Annotated in this window: 8 protein-coding genes and 2 pseudogenes; 2 read left to right on the top strand and 8 right to left on the bottom strand. The window is 52.6% G+C overall.

The features are described 5' to 3' along the window. Positions 1–357: 357 nt before the first annotated feature. The gene (locus ACP7E4_RS02950) at positions 358–1,833 is read left to right on the top strand and encodes a tetratricopeptide repeat protein (RefSeq protein WP_426112038.1); all 1,476 of its coding nucleotides are present in this window, start codon (positions 358–360) and stop codon (positions 1,831–1,833) included. Positions 1,834–1,905: 72 nt separating this feature from the next. Here ACP7E4_RS02950 and ACP7E4_RS02945 read toward each other — a convergent pair whose 3' ends face one another. From ACP7E4_RS02945 to tnpA, 8 genes and pseudogenes are all read right to left on the bottom strand, one after another. Continuing rightward, complete coding sequence (locus ACP7E4_RS02945) at positions 1,906–3,327, bottom strand: HlyD family type I secretion periplasmic adaptor subunit (protein WP_426112040.1); 1,422 nt, start codon at positions 3,325–3,327, stop codon at positions 1,906–1,908. Beyond that, the gene (locus tag ACP7E4_RS02940; protein ID WP_426112042.1) at positions 3,320–5,476 is read right to left on the bottom strand and encodes a type I secretion system permease/ATPase; all 2,157 of its coding nucleotides are present in this window, start codon (positions 5,474–5,476) and stop codon (positions 3,320–3,322) included. The genes ACP7E4_RS02945 and ACP7E4_RS02940 overlap by 8 nt, the downstream gene beginning before the upstream one ends. A gap of 270 nt (positions 5,477–5,746) precedes the next feature. Then, positions 5,747–7,153 (bottom strand): TolC family outer membrane protein, encoded by a 1,407-nt coding sequence (locus ACP7E4_RS02935; protein WP_426112044.1) that lies wholly within the window; start codon positions 7,151–7,153, stop codon positions 5,747–5,749. Between the two features lie 973 nt (positions 7,154–8,126). Continuing rightward, positions 8,127–8,462, bottom strand: a pseudogene (locus ACP7E4_RS02930) (DUF6957 family protein); the annotation flags it as partial. A gap of 1,744 nt (positions 8,463–10,206) precedes the next feature. Then, positions 10,207–11,364: an FAD-dependent oxidoreductase gene (locus tag ACP7E4_RS02925; protein WP_426112046.1), complete on the bottom strand. Its 1,158-nt coding sequence runs from the start codon at positions 11,362–11,364 to the stop codon at positions 10,207–10,209. A 209-nt stretch (positions 11,365–11,573) separates the two neighbouring features. After that, positions 11,574–13,201 (bottom strand): annotated as a pseudogene (gene tnpC / locus ACP7E4_RS02920) (IS66 family transposase). Positions 13,202–13,262: 61 nt separating this feature from the next. Further along, positions 13,263–13,598: an IS66 family insertion sequence element accessory protein TnpB gene (tnpB, locus tag ACP7E4_RS02915; protein ID WP_426112048.1), complete on the bottom strand. Its 336-nt coding sequence runs from the start codon at positions 13,596–13,598 to the stop codon at positions 13,263–13,265. Beyond that, positions 13,595–13,924 carry an IS66-like element accessory protein TnpA gene (tnpA, locus tag ACP7E4_RS02910; protein WP_426112050.1) on the bottom strand — a complete coding sequence of 110 codons (330 nt, stop codon included), beginning with the start codon at positions 13,922–13,924 and terminating at the stop codon, positions 13,595–13,597. The genes tnpB and tnpA overlap by 4 nt, the downstream gene beginning before the upstream one ends. A gap of 270 nt (positions 13,925–14,194) precedes the next feature. On the opposite strand from tnpA, the gene ACP7E4_RS02905 reads away from it, so the two are divergent. Next, positions 14,195–15,372, top strand: a 1,178-nt coding sequence (locus tag ACP7E4_RS02905) for a hypothetical protein (RefSeq protein ID WP_426224877.1), incomplete at its 3' end; no start/stop codon positions are given.

The following is a 15,372-nucleotide window of genomic DNA, read 5'->3' as shown; positions in this document are numbered from 1 at the left end:
AGGAAAGGCGGCCCTGCATCGGCACATGCAGTTGACAAACAACTCAACCCTCTCGGTCTTTCCCCTAAAAAAAGACGCTATCCGAATAGCATTTACGCCAATAATAAAACAAATAGCAAAAATATCAATTTGCCTTTAGCTATTACGCTCCATCACTTAATAACTTAAACTAATTCTGCGCACACCACCAACTATAAAATTTAGTACCCACAATCTGCCTTAATAATAAGACAAGCAAAAGGCCGTAGAACTTTTTCACCCGTAGTGATACCATTTTAACCAAGCTGTGGAAACCGCTAACCCAGCATCCTTAAAGGCAGCCATCCATCTATAACGGCCAAAACGGAGTTGACCAACTTGAATCCCCTTAGATTAATAATTTCACTGGCACTTACAGTTTCATCTGCCGTTTCGCACGCATCTATCGAAGAAGGATTACAAGCTTTAAAACAAAATAATTATGATAAAGCCATACATCTTCTTCGATCAGAGGCTGATGGTGGCTCCGCACTCGCTACGCGTTATCTAGCCAAGCTCTACTTAGCAGGTAATGGTGTGCCTCAAAATTTTTTAGAGGCAGCAAAACTGTTTAAAAAAGCAGCCGACAAAGGAGATACTTTATCTGAAGCGGAGCTAGGCTCAATGTATGAGCACGGACAGGGTGTCAAGCAGGACTACTCTAGGGCTGCGGAGTTATATCAGGGCGCTGCAAATAAAGGCTTGCCTGAGGCGATGCATGCATTATCAATTTTATATGACAAAGGTTTGGGTGTCCAAAGAGATTCTCGAAGAGCTTTCGACTTACTTCAAACGGCTGCAAACAAAGGCAACGTCTCAGCACAGAACGATCTCGCTATAAAGCTCATGACGGGGGACGGCACGCAAAAAGATCCAGAGAGAGCTATGAGGTTTTTCCATTCAGCAGCCAAACAAAATGATCCTGTGGCTCAGCGAAATATTGGTATTGCATATGCCAAGGGTTTGGGTGTAGAGAAAAATCATGCGAAGGCAGTTCATTGGTATGAACTCAGTGCAAAGCAGGGAGATGTTATTGCTCAGATCGCATTGGCGCAAACATATGAACAAGGCAATGGCGTAGCTGTCGATTATACTTTGGCGCTTACATGGTATAAGCATGCCGCAGCACTGTCTAACGAGTTTGCCAATTTCAAGGTTGGTTATTTTTATTGGAAAGGACTAGGTACTAAGCAAAATTCGGTAGAAGCTGCAAAATGGTTAACCCGATCTGCAGATAATAATTTTCCTGCCGCACAGACAACTCTAGCATTGCTTTACGTAAACGGAGATGGCGTCAAAAAAGATGATGAAACCGCCTTTAGACTTTATAAAAAGGCAGCATCACAAAATTACCCTCAAGCGATGTTTGAGCTGGCCCTAATACTTCAAAACAATGAAAGCCCACATCAAAATTTCTCCCAAGCAGCAATACTTCTAGAGAGACTTTCTGACCTTGGATTTAGCCAAGCCCAAGCACAACTTGGGAGGCTGTATGAAAGGGGACTTGGAGTAGAAAAAAACTACGACCAAGCAATTTCTCTTTATATATCTTCGGCCAATGAAAATAACAAACTAGGGGATGGACTCGAGTATTTGGGGCTCGCATATGAAAAAGGCATTGGAGTACGGAAAAATCTAATAATTAGCTATGCCCTCCTGCAAAACGCTTTGACAAAATCTCCAGAAAAAACTTACCTCACCGAGAGAATCACCAAAATTTCAAAAAATTTGAGTGACACAGAACTTGAGCAAGCAAAGGTGCTTTCGTCTAAAATCAGCTTAGAAGGAATAGCTGTTTTGGACTTAAAAAAATAACGTTCCTAGTCAGATAGCGCTGTAGAAGTTCAACCTTTTACAGCGCCGTCGCCCTCATTCCACCCATTTAAACTATCTTTCGTGAAGCGATTCTGTTATGTGCTGTCTTAGCGGACTCAAAAAATACTCTACAATTCGCCGTTTATCCGTCTTCACTTCCGCGGTCACTGCCATTCCTGGGGTCAATTCAAACTCTCTGCCATCAACTAACAAACGATTTTTTTTCAAATGAATTTTGCTGCTATAGAGCAGACCACGCTTCTCATCTTCAATCGCATCTCGCGAAACGCTGACTACCTCTCCATCAATCGTTCCGTACTTAGTGAAAGTAAAGGTCTCTACTTTCACTGTCACATCCTGTCCCACATGAACAAAACCAACGTCCTTGTTTTCTAGCATTGCCTCCACTTCCACAGAAACCTGGGAAGGCACCAACATCATCAGAGGCTGGGCAGGCGTGACTACCCCACCGACAGTATGGACATTCACTTGCTGAACAGTACCGTCCACGGGCGCTTCAACTGTTGTCAGATCTTCCTGATACCGGGCTTTCGCTAATTCCTGGCTCAACGACGCAACCTTTTGATCCGCTTGCTGCAACAGATCAAGCATCGCTCTCCTGGTCTGTGCAACAACTCCTTCCCTTCTCCGCTCCGCTTGTTGACGCGCGGCATTGGACTGAACAACGCTCACCTGCTGGACAGCAAGCTGGCGCTCCAAGTCCAGTCGAGCCTGTTGCTTTTCAAGGTATGCGTGACGAGCGATGTATTGCTTCTGCAGCAAATGCTCGTAGTCCTGGGCAAGCTTTGCCGCGATGGGCAAAGTCTTTTGCAGACTCGCGACCTGGGCGCGGGCAGCTTGAATGTCCGCTTGGCGCTGCAGTATTTCCGCTTCGCCCTGATCCAGGTTACTGCGATATTCCTGATACTGCCCCTGAAGCCATCGCTCAGCAGCAAGAACATGCTCTGGGTCGCCGCCGGGAATGGTATCCGCCAGAGATCGCGGCGCATGGTTACCGTTGATGGCATCCAGCATCGCCCCGGCTCGGGCGCTATCAATACGAGCAGCCAGTAGATCGCTCTTGACCCGCCCGACATCAGCATCCGCTGACGTAGAGTCCAATTCAAGCAGAAGCTGCCCGGCTTTGACCACTTGCCCATCGCTCACATAAATCGCCTTTACCACTGCAGTCTCACTCGATTGAATGATTTTGGTTTTGCCACTCGGGATAATTTTTCCGCTGGCCGTGGCGACTATGTCGATTTTTCCGACACAGGCCCAAATCAATAACAGGAAGGCAAAACTGATGATCACCCAGATAAAGATTCGAGGAGCCGGATGCACTGGCTGATCTTGCAGTTCAAGCGCAGCAGGCAGAAATTGAACTTCATGTGCCAAACGCTTAGGGGCATCCATTTCCTTGCGCCGGCGCCAAGAGTCACGCCAGGCTTTGCGATAGCGTTGACCCAGTCCCATTTTTTGAGCATCAGCCATGGCCGCCGCCCTGTTGCAAACGATGGAGACGGGAGTAATGCCCGGCCTGATGAGTCAGCAGCTCGGCGTGCGTGCCCTGTTCGACGATTTGTCCCCGGTCAACAACGACGATGCGATTCGCATCGCGAACTGCTGATAGGCGGTGGGCAATGATGATGACCGAACGCCCCTTGCAGATGGATTTCATGTTCTGCTGAACAATCCGCTCGGACTCGTAATCTAGAGCACTGGTTGCTTCATCGAAAATAAGAATGCGGGGATTACCCATCAGCGCCCGGGCAATGGCTATACGCTGACGCTGCCCACCGGACAGTGAGGAGCCATGCTCACCAACCATGGTGTCGTAGCCTTCAGGAAGCTCCAGGATGAAGTCGTGAGCTCCCGCGAGCTTTGCAACGTCGATCACGGCTTCCAACGGAACGCCGGGGTCGCTTAACGCAATGTTTTCCCGAATGCTACGGTTGAACAGCATGTTGTCTTGCAGCACCACACCAATCTGCCGGCGCAACGACGAAACGTCGGCCAACGCCAAGTCCATCCCATCAACTAGGACGCGCCCCCGCTCAGGCACATAGAGTCGCTGCAGCAGCCTTGTCAGCGTGCTTTTGCCTGAGCCGGATCTTCCGACGACACCGATGACCTCACCGGCTTCAATCGCGAGGCTGATGCCCCGAAGAATCTCAGAGCCATCTGGACGATAACGAAAGTGAACCTCATCAAACTCGATACGCCCTTTGATGGGCGGGAGCGCGCTACGAGTAGCCTGAGTCAACTCAGTCCGGGTATTGAGGATGTCACCCAACCGCTGCACGGATACACCGGTTTGCTGAAAGTTTGTCCACAGCTGAGCCAGACGCATGATCGGTTGTGCGACTCGACCAGCAAGCATATTGAAGGCAATTAGTTGCCCAACGGAAAGCTGACCGTCGATGACCAGTCGAGCGCCCACCCAAAGTGTGGCCACGGTGACCAATTTGCCAATCAACGAAACGCTCTCGTTGGCGATGGTCGACAAAGTCTGGGTTTTGAAACCTGCTGCCACGTACCCCGCTAACTGGTTGTCCCATTTACGAACAGCCTGGGGCTCAACAGCCATCGATTTCAGGGTGTCTATACCGTTAACCGTCTCTACCAGAAATGCCTGATTTTCAGCGCCCCGAGCAAAGCTGTCATTCAGACGTGCCCGCAATATCGGCGTGATGAAAATCGAAACTAGGATGTACATAGGGAGTGACAATAGGACGATCAGCGTCAGCCAACCGCTGTAATAGAACATCACCGCGATGAAGACTGCCGAGAACAAAATATCGAGGAGCAAGGTGATGGCATTGCCGGTAATGAAACTACGGATGTTTTCGAGCTCCCGCATCCTCGCTACCGAATCCCCTACCCTTCGCGCCTGGAAATAGGAAAGCGGCAGTGTGATCAGATGCCTGAATAACTTGGAGCCTAACTCCACGTCGATTCGGCTGGCGGTATGGGCGAAAACGTAGGATCGCAAGCCCGATAGACCAGATTCAAACAGCATCACACCCGCCAGGCCAATTGCGATCACGTCAAGGGTGGTCAATCCATGGTGTACCAGCACCTTGTCCATGACGACCTGAAAAAAAAGCGGGGTGATCAGCGAAAAAATCTGCAGCACGAAAGAAACCAGCAATACCTCGCCGAGAAGCTTTCGATACTTAACGACCGCCGGAATGAACCAGGTGAAATCGAAACGCGAGGACTCACCCGCGTTCCCTGCTCCCGTTCCTATGAAGAGCAGTCGCCCAGCCCAGCGAGCGGCCAAATCCTCGATCGTAATGATCTCGGGACGCTGAGAACGAGGGTCATGAATGAGCACCTTGCCTTGGTCGAGGCGCGCCACGATAAAAAACTGCCCGTCGGCGCCTTGTGCGATTGCAGGCAAAGGGGTGCGATCCAGCCTGTCGATAGCCGCTTTGGCAAACTTGGCCTTAAGGCCTAATTTTTTTGCAGCTAGAAGCAGCTCGGATGGCTGGAGAGCTTCACCTGACGAAAATTCATGGGCTAGTTGTTCAGGGGATGCTGACACCTGATGAAAACGAGCCAGCATCACAAGCGATGCGAGTCCCGTGTCTATCGGTAAAGCGTTATTAGACGCTACGCCTGGATCCGTGGAGGTCATAAAGCATCCCTGCAAATTAAGGTGAAGCGCGCCGGAGTCATTGCTGGCGGTTAGCCATCTCAATATAGCTGAACAGTACCTGAACGGATACAAAATATTACAAGGCAAGACGAAGCGATGACGCCCATCAAAAATTGATGGGAATCACTGCAATTGATGTTGAAAAAAGGACGACAAAATCACTGATATGCGCAGGCATAGCTGGTGATCTACGCCTGGAGCGAAGTAGGTATCTGACCGTTCATACGGTTGCGGTACGCTGCACGGAGCTTAAAGATCCGCAGGAAGGAAATCCCGGCTTGGGTCATAGTCCTGCTTAAGGTAAGCAGATAGAGACCTGAGGTCATCCGGGCTGAGCGAGCCCGCTGCTTGTTTGAGCTTCAGGTTGTCCAGGATGTAGTCATAGCGAGCATCGTTATAATCTCGAACAGCCGCATACAATTGCCGCTCAGCGTTCAACAGATCAACAATGTTTCTGGAACCAATATCGACGCCGACCTTGTTGGCTTCGACGGACTTTCGGCCCGAACGAATGCTCTGGCGTCGAGCGGCTATCTGCTCAATGTCTGAGTTGACCCCCCGAAATGCGTTTCGCGTATTGAGCACCACCTCACGACGCCGGTCTTCTTGTTCATCCTGACTTTGGTACAACCGCTCCGTCGATTCTCGAACCTGCGAATTCACCATTCCGCCAGAATACAGTGGGATGTTCAGTTCAAGACCTATGCTGCCCTGGGCAACGTTGCCTCGGTATCCGCTTGTCCCGGACTCCGCAGGGTTGCTATATCCAAAACCATCGTTATTGCCTGTGCGGTACGACGCCACAGCATCCACCGTAGGGGCGTGCCCTGCCTTACGCTGAAGAAGAGTCTGCTCGGCGGCGCTCACCGCGTGCTCGGCAGCCTGCAACTGGAAGTTTTGCTTTATAGCAGCATCCACCCAGAGAACCGGATTGTTAGGCGTGGGAGGTGTAACCGGTAGTTGATGCCCCATACCAGCCAGAGAGTCATAGGACTCTTTAGTCAAGCGAGACAGGGCCTCATAGGCATCATCGACCTTGCGTTGAATCAGCTGCCGATTAGCGCGGGCATTGTCGTAAGCCGCCTGCGCATCGTAAACGTCGGTAATGCTTGAAGCCCCGTCCTCCAGCCGCCCTTGAGCTTGATCTCGCTGCCGCAAAAGCGCTGCTTCCTCAGCCTCAGCGGCGGCTCTAGCATCAAGCTGGCGCAGCGTTTCAAAATACGCCTGGGCAGCAGTCAAAATCAGCTCTTGCTCCTTCGCGGAAAGCTCAAGCGCCGCCTGGCTAACCGTGAACTCTGCTGCTTTGAATTGATACCAGCGATCTATACGAAACAGAGGCTGACTTAAGTTGGCCCGAAAGGTCGCACTGCTGCGCTCCCTGGTCAGAGCAGGCTCGTCGCGCTCTAACCGAGTTACCTCGGTCGTAGCGCCTGCCGTGAGGCTTGGCAGCAACCCAGAACGCGCCTGTGGTGTAGCTTCCAATTGAGCATGATAGGTATGCCGGGCAGCGGAAAGCCTCGCATCGTTTAACGATGCAGCTTGATAAACCGCGAGTAGATCAGCGTGCTTTGAATATGGCTCACGTGCCAAGGCTTCTTGGCCATTCATGGTGAAAAGGCAAAGAGAAAGCGTGCAGAGGGAGAAGTAGTGCTTCATCGACGTTCCATGTACCAAATGCATCCAGACAACCTAAATGCCAGCCAGACAGGTTTGTCGGCTAGCTGCTAAAACTCTTTAGCGCTGCACAGCAAGCGCCGCGGTGTATCTATTCGTAGCCACATCACCAAGCATCTACGATGCTCCCACCAACCCCTCCTCAATTACGTCCTCGCGTGAAGCCGGCTTGCTGATTACGACCGCTCCATCTGAGCGCTGAGTGATTTCAAGAATATCACCCACTCCCATCCCACTTGCGCGAGCATTTCGGGAGCCAGCTCCACCACGGCCCCACCCTCTACGTCATCAATGAGCGCTGCCTGAACCCGGGCCTCTAGCGCGAGCAAAAAGCACTCTAGCCCCGCTCGGTTTTTGAGAGATCCATGTGCGGAAATTATCCCGGTTTTTTTCAGCAAGTCCGCGCCCGCGACGAGCACAGGTATCGACAACAACTTCGGCAAAAATTAGCTCACTGTCGGCATTAGAGCTATCCATGACGGGCCCAATTGCAGACATGATCAAGTCGATTCGCTGCCGTAATTTGTCCACTAACGCCTCCTCGCACTCGACTATTCTGGCGTGCATCACGAACTCCGGGCTACTCATCGCCATCTCGTATCGGTGTCCAGGCGATATGCTTTTCACAACGCATGCTGACCCACCGCTCTCCGACTAGCTCCCCAGGCTTGCCGTAGACCTCGCAAATCGTCAAGGATGCCTCCTGTGCAGCATGCACCGCCGCTCGACAAAAACTCATCACCGCCAGCGATATAAAACCGTAAACCGCCGGATTTTTCCTTAACTTGGATCACGATGATTTGAGGTGTGCCGAGGTTGGCATCCAAGTGTGTGTGTGCAGTTCATGGCAAGGCTATTAAGTAAATTCAGCCAGCCGGGGTAGCAGGCCATTTCCCGCACATGCTCACTGCAAAACAGCTTGGAATAGCGCTCCCACAGTACGGGCAATAGATCATCAATCACGATACGGGGCTCCCATGGATTGCTGGAGAGCTACCAGCGCGGGCAAGCTCACGTGCTTCGGAGCGCGACGGCCGGCAAGGATGTACAGAGCGTCTTTGCTTTCAAAAAACAGGTTTCGAAGGTTGTCTGGTAGCCCCTGACAACGCCTGTACCCATGGATATTGAAAGGATCGCTAGCAAAGACAACCTGGCCCGCATACAAATCGGTTGAGCTTTGGCGCTGCGCCTCAATCTGAATAGTCATGTCATCTGGAACCATTACGTCCAGAATCATCCAAGATCTCACAATGCAAAATGATCTCCCTTTGAACTCATCGCCGGACAGGTGAAGAGCTTCTTGACGAGCCCATCAACAAATGTCGAAATATTGTGCACTTTCGCCACTCCGCTCACGGACTCAACGGCACGTCCCTATACCCCAGCGGCAGGGGTCTTGCCCTATAGATTCAGATCGCGCTCCAGTTGATCCACTAGGGTAAGGTCAGACGCGTCGCCAGAAACTATGAGGCTCTGTTGGAGCACGTGGTAGACGTGAGACCGGAGTGTAGCCCTGACGGAGACATAGCTAAGAATTGCCTCACCTTCGTGCAGCAATCCTTTCCGATCAAGCGCTGTCCTAAGCGCATGCAGCCCACAAGTGCCGATCTGAGAGGCATGCATCCGCTCCACGCCCGCGTGACCAGGTTCTCGCAAATAGCAGCTCACCGCTACATCCACTAAAACCTCAAACGCCTGCTGCGAAAACGTATGCTGCGCTTGTGACCAGATTTTCGACTCCAGACTGTACTCCATCATGCCATCCCAAATTTAAGACGTAGTTCAACGAATTTGTGCGCTCCGCTGGGACGAACGACTTTACAAAAAACCTATGAGCTTCGCTCTTTGAAGACAAAAGGTGAAGCAGCGGCCTAGCGGCCAATGGACGATTTCCCCCTACCCCCGATGCCAGCGTTCATGCCTGTTCAATGCCAACTTTCTTCCAAAAACACAGCAACGAACAGATCAAGGGCACGCCAAAGATGTGAAAAAAAGCCTACGTTGGAGGGGACGACGAGGATGCTGCTTTTTCTTTGCTCTCAATATAAGAACTCCGGTTTCAAAAATATTTTTATAGAGCAGAAAGAAAAAATAAATTTATTTACTTATAAATAACGTTTTGTATCAGTTGCTTGATATTTTTTTTGGCTGGCAATTATTGTTGCTCTCATCACCTAAAATCGGATTTCTGTTGGGTAATCGAGTGCCATCACTGGCGGGCCAACTCATGGACAAACAGGCAGGCGGTGACGCCAGACAGCAGTTTGGGGGTGTACCTCACAGCTGACGGTTGCGTCAGATAGTCGGTTATTGATCGCGATGCAGATCATGCTTCTGATAGTAGCAGTGCTATATCCAGAGCCAATTCATGGCTGGAGCTTAGTCGGTACCCATCGCTGGACGCTGAGCTTCCGACTACATTTAGCGTTAGTAAACTAAATAATGGCGAACCGATGCAAACGATCCCAACGCAGGGCGCCAGCGACGACGAATGGGATGAGTATGCACGCCAAGGCTGTGAATTCCTGAAGCCTCATCTTGCCGAATTTCTAACTGCACGGTTCTCATACAAGCCGCGTTACGTCGGCCAGACGCTTTGGAGATCTGGCTCCACAGTCTCGGCTTTCACAAGAAAGTACGACCTCTACTTTCGCGTATTTGTCCGCCCGCAAGACTTCTGGCCTAGGGAGTGCATTATCTTGGCGCGCCTTATGCTCAAAGAGCAGCGTGCGGGCCACGGCCGGGGGCTGCTAGAGGTGTTGGTGAACCTCGCACACAGCTCAGGTATAAATTTCTTGCCATCGAATGCGCCAATGACAAAGCCGTCGCAGTCGGAAAGCGGATGGGCTTTGATCCCTACGAAGATGGGCGGCACTGGGTCGGATCAATCCCTGACAACGCTGGAACGAATCGAAATAATTAGGGCGAGGCGAAAATCAAGGGGGAATAACTGGGCTTTCTTGTAGATACGTCGTAAGCGTCTGGCAAAGTCGTGTTGACTGATGCGCGGATAACTATTGGCCATTCGTAACAAGTTATCGCGGTGAAAAGAGCTTCACTACACTCGCTGGAGCGTCATTGCCGAAGAAGCTCTGGTGATTCTTAGCCGTTTCCTCCGCGAAGGCGGCGCTGCGTGGGAACAGTGCTTGCTCGTACACAGCCAGAGCTGCCTCTACATTCCCGAAATGATCCCGTATCGCGTGAGCGAGTGAGGCCCCGTCATAGATCGCGAGGTTGGCACCTTCCCCGGCGAATGGCGACATCAGGTGTGCAGCGTCGCCCACGAGCGTGACATCAGGTCTGCGCTCCCACCGGTGGTTAATCGGCAGGGAATGAATCAGCCGCACAAGCGGCGTGGTATCGCTTGCGGTGACCAACGCGCGAAGCGGCGCAGCCCAGCCTATAAACTCATCGGCAACCTGCTGAAGTGCCGCCGCCGGATGGTTAAAGTCCACTGCGTCAATCCATACTTCAGGCTTGTTCAGCGCAATGTAGGTGTGCAGCGTACCGTTTGCGTGGTGATGAGCAAGGATGGCCTTCCCTGGCGCAACAGCCATCAGCGTTCCAGTGCCGATGGCGTCGGCGCTGGCTTGATGTTGGGTGGGGCCATCGAAGAGGTGGGTTTCGATGAAAGCCGTGCCGGCGTAATGAGGCTTTGCGGCAGAGACCAGCGGGCGGACTCTCGACCACGCACCGTCTGCGCCCACCAGCAAGTCTGCTGTCTCTGTCGAGCCGTCGGCGAATACCAGTTCGTGCAGTCCCTCGGCACCGCGATTCGCATGCACAAGCTTGCGACCCCATAGGATGGATTCAGCAGGTAGGGATTTGATTAGAAGGTGCCGAAGTGCGCCCCTATCAACTTCTGGTTTGGCCGAACCGCCCAGGCCGGGCCTGTCAAACAAAACGGTGCCGTATTTGTCGACGATACGCTTGGCATCTTCACCCGGAAGCGCGAGGGCCAGGAAAGCATCATAGAGACCCGCAGCTTTCAGTCCCACCTGACCATTGTATTCGTGAATGTCCAACAGGCCACCTTGCGCTCGCGCTGTTGCCGATACTTCGCTCTCATAAATGGTGGCTGGTATGCCGTTGACATGCAGGACACGTGCAAGCGTCAATCCTCCGAGGCCAGCCCCCACAATAGCGATACGAGGGGTAGTCGATGAAGTCGATGATTCGGGGGGGCTGTACATGGCGTGTTCCGGTATTACGAGCATCGCCAAGAAGCAAGGCACTCGTAGAGCTCCGACAAAATGTCGGGGGAAAACGCTGGCCGACCTTCCGGGAGACAGAAGGAGGCGTGTACGCGATTGCCTGATGGTGCGGCAGTGTGACCCGCGCGATACAAGCAACCGTTTTTCGCGGCTTAGACGCGTAATTTTGCATAGCGAAGTCTAAGGCGTCAACACGTGCTCAATGATCGTTTATTGGCGCAGCTTTGCTGCAGAGGCGTCCACCTATGCGGTAGTAACTCACCCACCAGCCGTGCAGGATATGTCGGTAAACGCGTCAAAACATCCTTCAGATAAGCGTACGTATCATGTCCATTAAGCCGTGCTGACTGGATCAAACTCATGATCGCAGCCGCCGTTTGCCGCTGCGCAGTGAACCTGCAAAGAGCCAGTTCTTGCGTCCAAGAGCCCATGGCCGGATCTGGTTCTCGCACCAATTATTGTCAATGGGTACGGCCCCGTCATCAAGGTAGCGCGATAGCGCTGCCCAGCGTTTCAGACTGTAATCCAATGCTCTGCTGATAGCCGATCCTTCGGGTACAAGTTCTCGCCGGGCGATCATCCAGGCATGCAGCCTATCCATCACCGGCACGGCTTTTTCTTGCCGTATTCGGCACCGTAAATCCGGTTCCAAGTCGCGGGCTTCTCTTTCGATTTCGTACAACAACTGGATATAGCGCAGCGCTTGCTCGGCGAGCGTGCTTTTATTCGTAGTGTGCAGTTCGAAGAACTTGCGCCGTGTATGGGCCATGCACCCAATCTCGGTCACGCCGAGTTCAAAGCTGGCCTTGTAGCCGCCAAAGTCGTCGCAGACCAGCTTGCCCCTCCAGTCTTGCAGGAAGTTGCGAGCATGCTCACCGGCACGGCTGGGACTGAAGTCATAAACCACCGCTGCCAAGTCCGAGAACTGGCTGGTGGCGTAGGCCCACACATAGGAACGGTGAGTTTTCTTTATTCCCGGCATGAGCATCTGCACCGGTGTTTCATCTGCGTGGATGACTTGTTGCCCAAGCACTACTTCGCGCAGCGCGTCGACCAGAGGCTGCAACTGCACTCCCGTCACGCCAACCCATTGAGCCAATGTTGAACGTGGAATCGCAAAGCCTGCTCGACCGAAGATCGACTCCTGACGGTAAAGCGGCAGATGGTCAGCAAACTTGGCAATCATTACGTGCGCCAGCAGCCCGGCGGTCGGGATGCCCTTATCGATGATCTGCGCCGGAACCGGTGCCTGGATGAGCCTTTCGCAGTCATCGCAGACCCATTTGCCACGCACATGGCGCTCGACGGTGAACACACCGGGCGTGTAGTCCAGCTTTTCGCTGACGTCCTCGCCGATGCGTTTGAGGGCGCAGCCGCATGGGCAGTGAGTGTTGTCTGGTTCGTGATGGATCAAAGTGCGTGGAAACTCAGCTGGCAATGCCGTGCGCTTTGGCTTTTGTTTCTTCTCGGTAGGAGTTATCGCTGCCTGCAAGCTTTGAAGCTCGGCCTCAATCGCTGCGATATCGGTATCGATCAGGTCATCGAGCAAACTGGCCTGCTCAGGATTCATCTGCTCGCTGCGTTTGGCAAACTTCAAACGCTTGAGTTGGGCGATCTCATGAGTCAGCTTTTCGATCAACGTTTGGTCGCGGTTGATCTTCTTGCCCATAGTCTCAACGGTTTTACCCATCGTTTCGACCGTCTTGCCCAGCGTGTCAACCTGATTGTCGAGGCTCTCGACGCGCTGCATCAACTGCGCGGCCAAGGCGCGCAGTTGTTCAGGGGACAGGTGATCGAGATTTGGGAGCGAAGTCATGGGGCCGATTTTGCCAGAGCAGGCAATTTGCGGCGATAGGTCGATGGGCTAATGGCAGCCGCTAAAGCAGTGTGATCGAGCCTCCAGAACCTGCGCGCTGCCATGGCAGCCCCAGCACCAATGCCTGAAGTTGCTCGGTATCCAATTCCATTTCTGAGCCATGGCGAACGCCGGGCCAGTGAAACTTGCCTTGGTTCAACCGACGCGCCGCCAGCCATATTCCGAAGCCGTCATGCACCAGCACTTTCATGCGATTGGCGCGGCGGTTGGCGAACAGATAAGCACAGTGCGGCTGCGCCGCACCGAACGCTGCAATCACCTTGGCTAACGCCGTATCGGTGCCTGCCCGCATGTCCATCGGCTCAGTGGCGAGCCAGATGGAGTCGATGCGAATCATCGCAGAAGGTCTCGAAGAAAGGTCGCGCAGGCAGCAGCACTTTCAGTGGGCCAGTTCACTGTGACGGTGCCGCGCGAGTGCTGTATCTCAACGTGGATATTTGACGATGCGTGCGAGTGTGCAACGGCCAGCGACACGGGTAACGGAATAAATGCAGGTTGCAGCGCCGTGCTTTTCTGCGCTTGCAGGCGAATCCATTTGTGGACGAGGTTTGCATTGAGGCTATGGCTGAGTGCGACGCTGGCAATCGAAGCACCGGGCTGTGCACACTCTTGAATGACTTGGGCTTTGAAGGACTTGGAATAGGAACGGCGTGTTGGCTGCATGAAATACCCGCTTAAAAGGCTAGAACTGGTGCCCACTTAAATTTAAGTGCACACCATGTCTTGGCTTTGCGGGGCTGGGTAGATGACTTGGCCGGACGGTTACGATACGTCATCCCCTTTTCCCTACTGAATGGGAGCTGAATACTCTTAAGCGTGACGCTCGAAAGCGAGCCTCGTAGACTGGCTCCTCAGAAATGAATGAAGTACGGCAAATCTAATATAGGAATACGAGTTTTGGGCCGTAGGCAAACCTCGAGCATGGAGCATCACATGAGAAGGCAGCTGGCGGTGTGCGGATTTGTATTCATGCTGATGCGCCCCGCATTTGCAACAGAGGTTGAAGAATTTGAAATCTTCATCAGAGCCAAGAGCTGGTATCCGGCAGGCTTGATGATGTTCGATCTTGCCCAAAAAACGTCACCCAATTCATCTTTCGCTTCCGAAATGTCAAAGGCCGGTTACAGCGAAGAGGCGCTTGCTCAAGCGTACAAAAAACCGATGGGCCAGAGAGCTTACGACTTTCTGCAGATTGCACAGGACGCTGTAGCACTACAGCACTCTAGGCGAATTGAACTGCTCGCATTGGCGGAACAGGACGCTCAGGGGGGCGCGAACCGGTGGGTTCTTGGTTATATAAGTGCGACGTATCTCTCCCTCGGAGTGGAGAGCGAAGCAAAGCAGAGCTATGCGACGTACATGGCCAGGCCCAACCCTACCCCACTAGACTACCGCCAATTAGCAGAGGCATTCGAAGCACTTGCCCCTGCTGTGAAAGTCGATGCCTGGGCAATCGATCCTATATTGGAGCGGTTGGCAACCGTGAAGCCTGGGTTTGATACGGCATTTACTTTCCAAAAACTGAGCCTTCTGTACTTCCGGGGCGGAAATGCAGGGAAAGCTTTGTCGACGCTTGAGCGCGGCCTGCAAGTAGCAGTTGCTCTTGAGAATCAAGGCGCCAGGCGCACGGCGGTCAACTTGCTGGCCGAGACTGCCTTGGTGCTTGGCAACGTCAAGCTGGCAGAAAAGTATGGAGATGTCAGGTATCTGATAGCGCCTTTGGCCGTAAATGCAGCACGTATCGGGGAAACTCAAAAGGCACTCGATATCTTGCCAAAGCTTGGAGCAAATTTGTATGTAAATCATCGAGACGATGCGATTAGGACGATTATCCGAGAAGCAGTCGACCGCCACGACTTGGTAACAGCCAGACGATTTCTTCAGGAATTACCGTCATATATGTACCCGCTTTCAGCCCTATTTTGGCTGCAAATAGCTGACATAGAAAAAGCGGCAGGCAACAGTCGCCAAGCTGAAGTCATCACCCTTGCTGCGCTCGCTCCGTTTAGCGAAGCGAGTCTGGAGAAAACGAGTCCACACGACTTTTCTCTTATCTACCGATTGGCGACGATGTTGATGGCTAGCGGTGAGTCCGATAAAGCACAATTGCT

The sequence above is a fragment of the Pseudomonas sp. DSP3-2-3 genome, assembly GCF_049898225.1.
GTDB lineage: Bacteria > Pseudomonadota > Gammaproteobacteria > Pseudomonadales > Pseudomonadaceae > Aquipseudomonas.
Note: the sequence above shows the minus strand (reverse complement) of the source record. Positions and strands in the feature narration are given on the sequence as shown.

What these genes read in the sequence shown, in the direction of transcription:
- tnpB (WP_426112048.1), bottom strand. Translation starts at nt 13,598, where the DNA reads ATGATTCGCATCGACTCCATCTGGCTCGCCACTGAGCCGATGGACATG.
- ACP7E4_RS02945 (WP_426112040.1), bottom strand. Translation starts at nt 3,327, where the DNA reads ATGGCTGATGCTCAAAAAATGGGACTGGGTCAACGCTATCGCAAAGCC.
- ACP7E4_RS02925 (WP_426112046.1), bottom strand. Translation starts at nt 11,364, where the DNA reads ATGTACAGCCCCCCCGAATCATCGACTTCATCGACTACCCCTCGTATC.
- ACP7E4_RS02940 (WP_426112042.1), bottom strand. Translation starts at nt 5,476, where the DNA reads ATGACCTCCACGGATCCAGGCGTAGCGTCTAATAACGCTTTACCGATA.
- ACP7E4_RS02935 (WP_426112044.1), bottom strand. Translation starts at nt 7,153, where the DNA reads ATGAAGCACTACTTCTCCCTCTGCACGCTTTCTCTTTGCCTTTTCACC.
- tnpA (WP_426112050.1), bottom strand. Translation starts at nt 13,924, where the DNA reads ATGCAGCCAACACGCCGTTCCTATTCCAAGTCCTTCAAAGCCCAAGTC.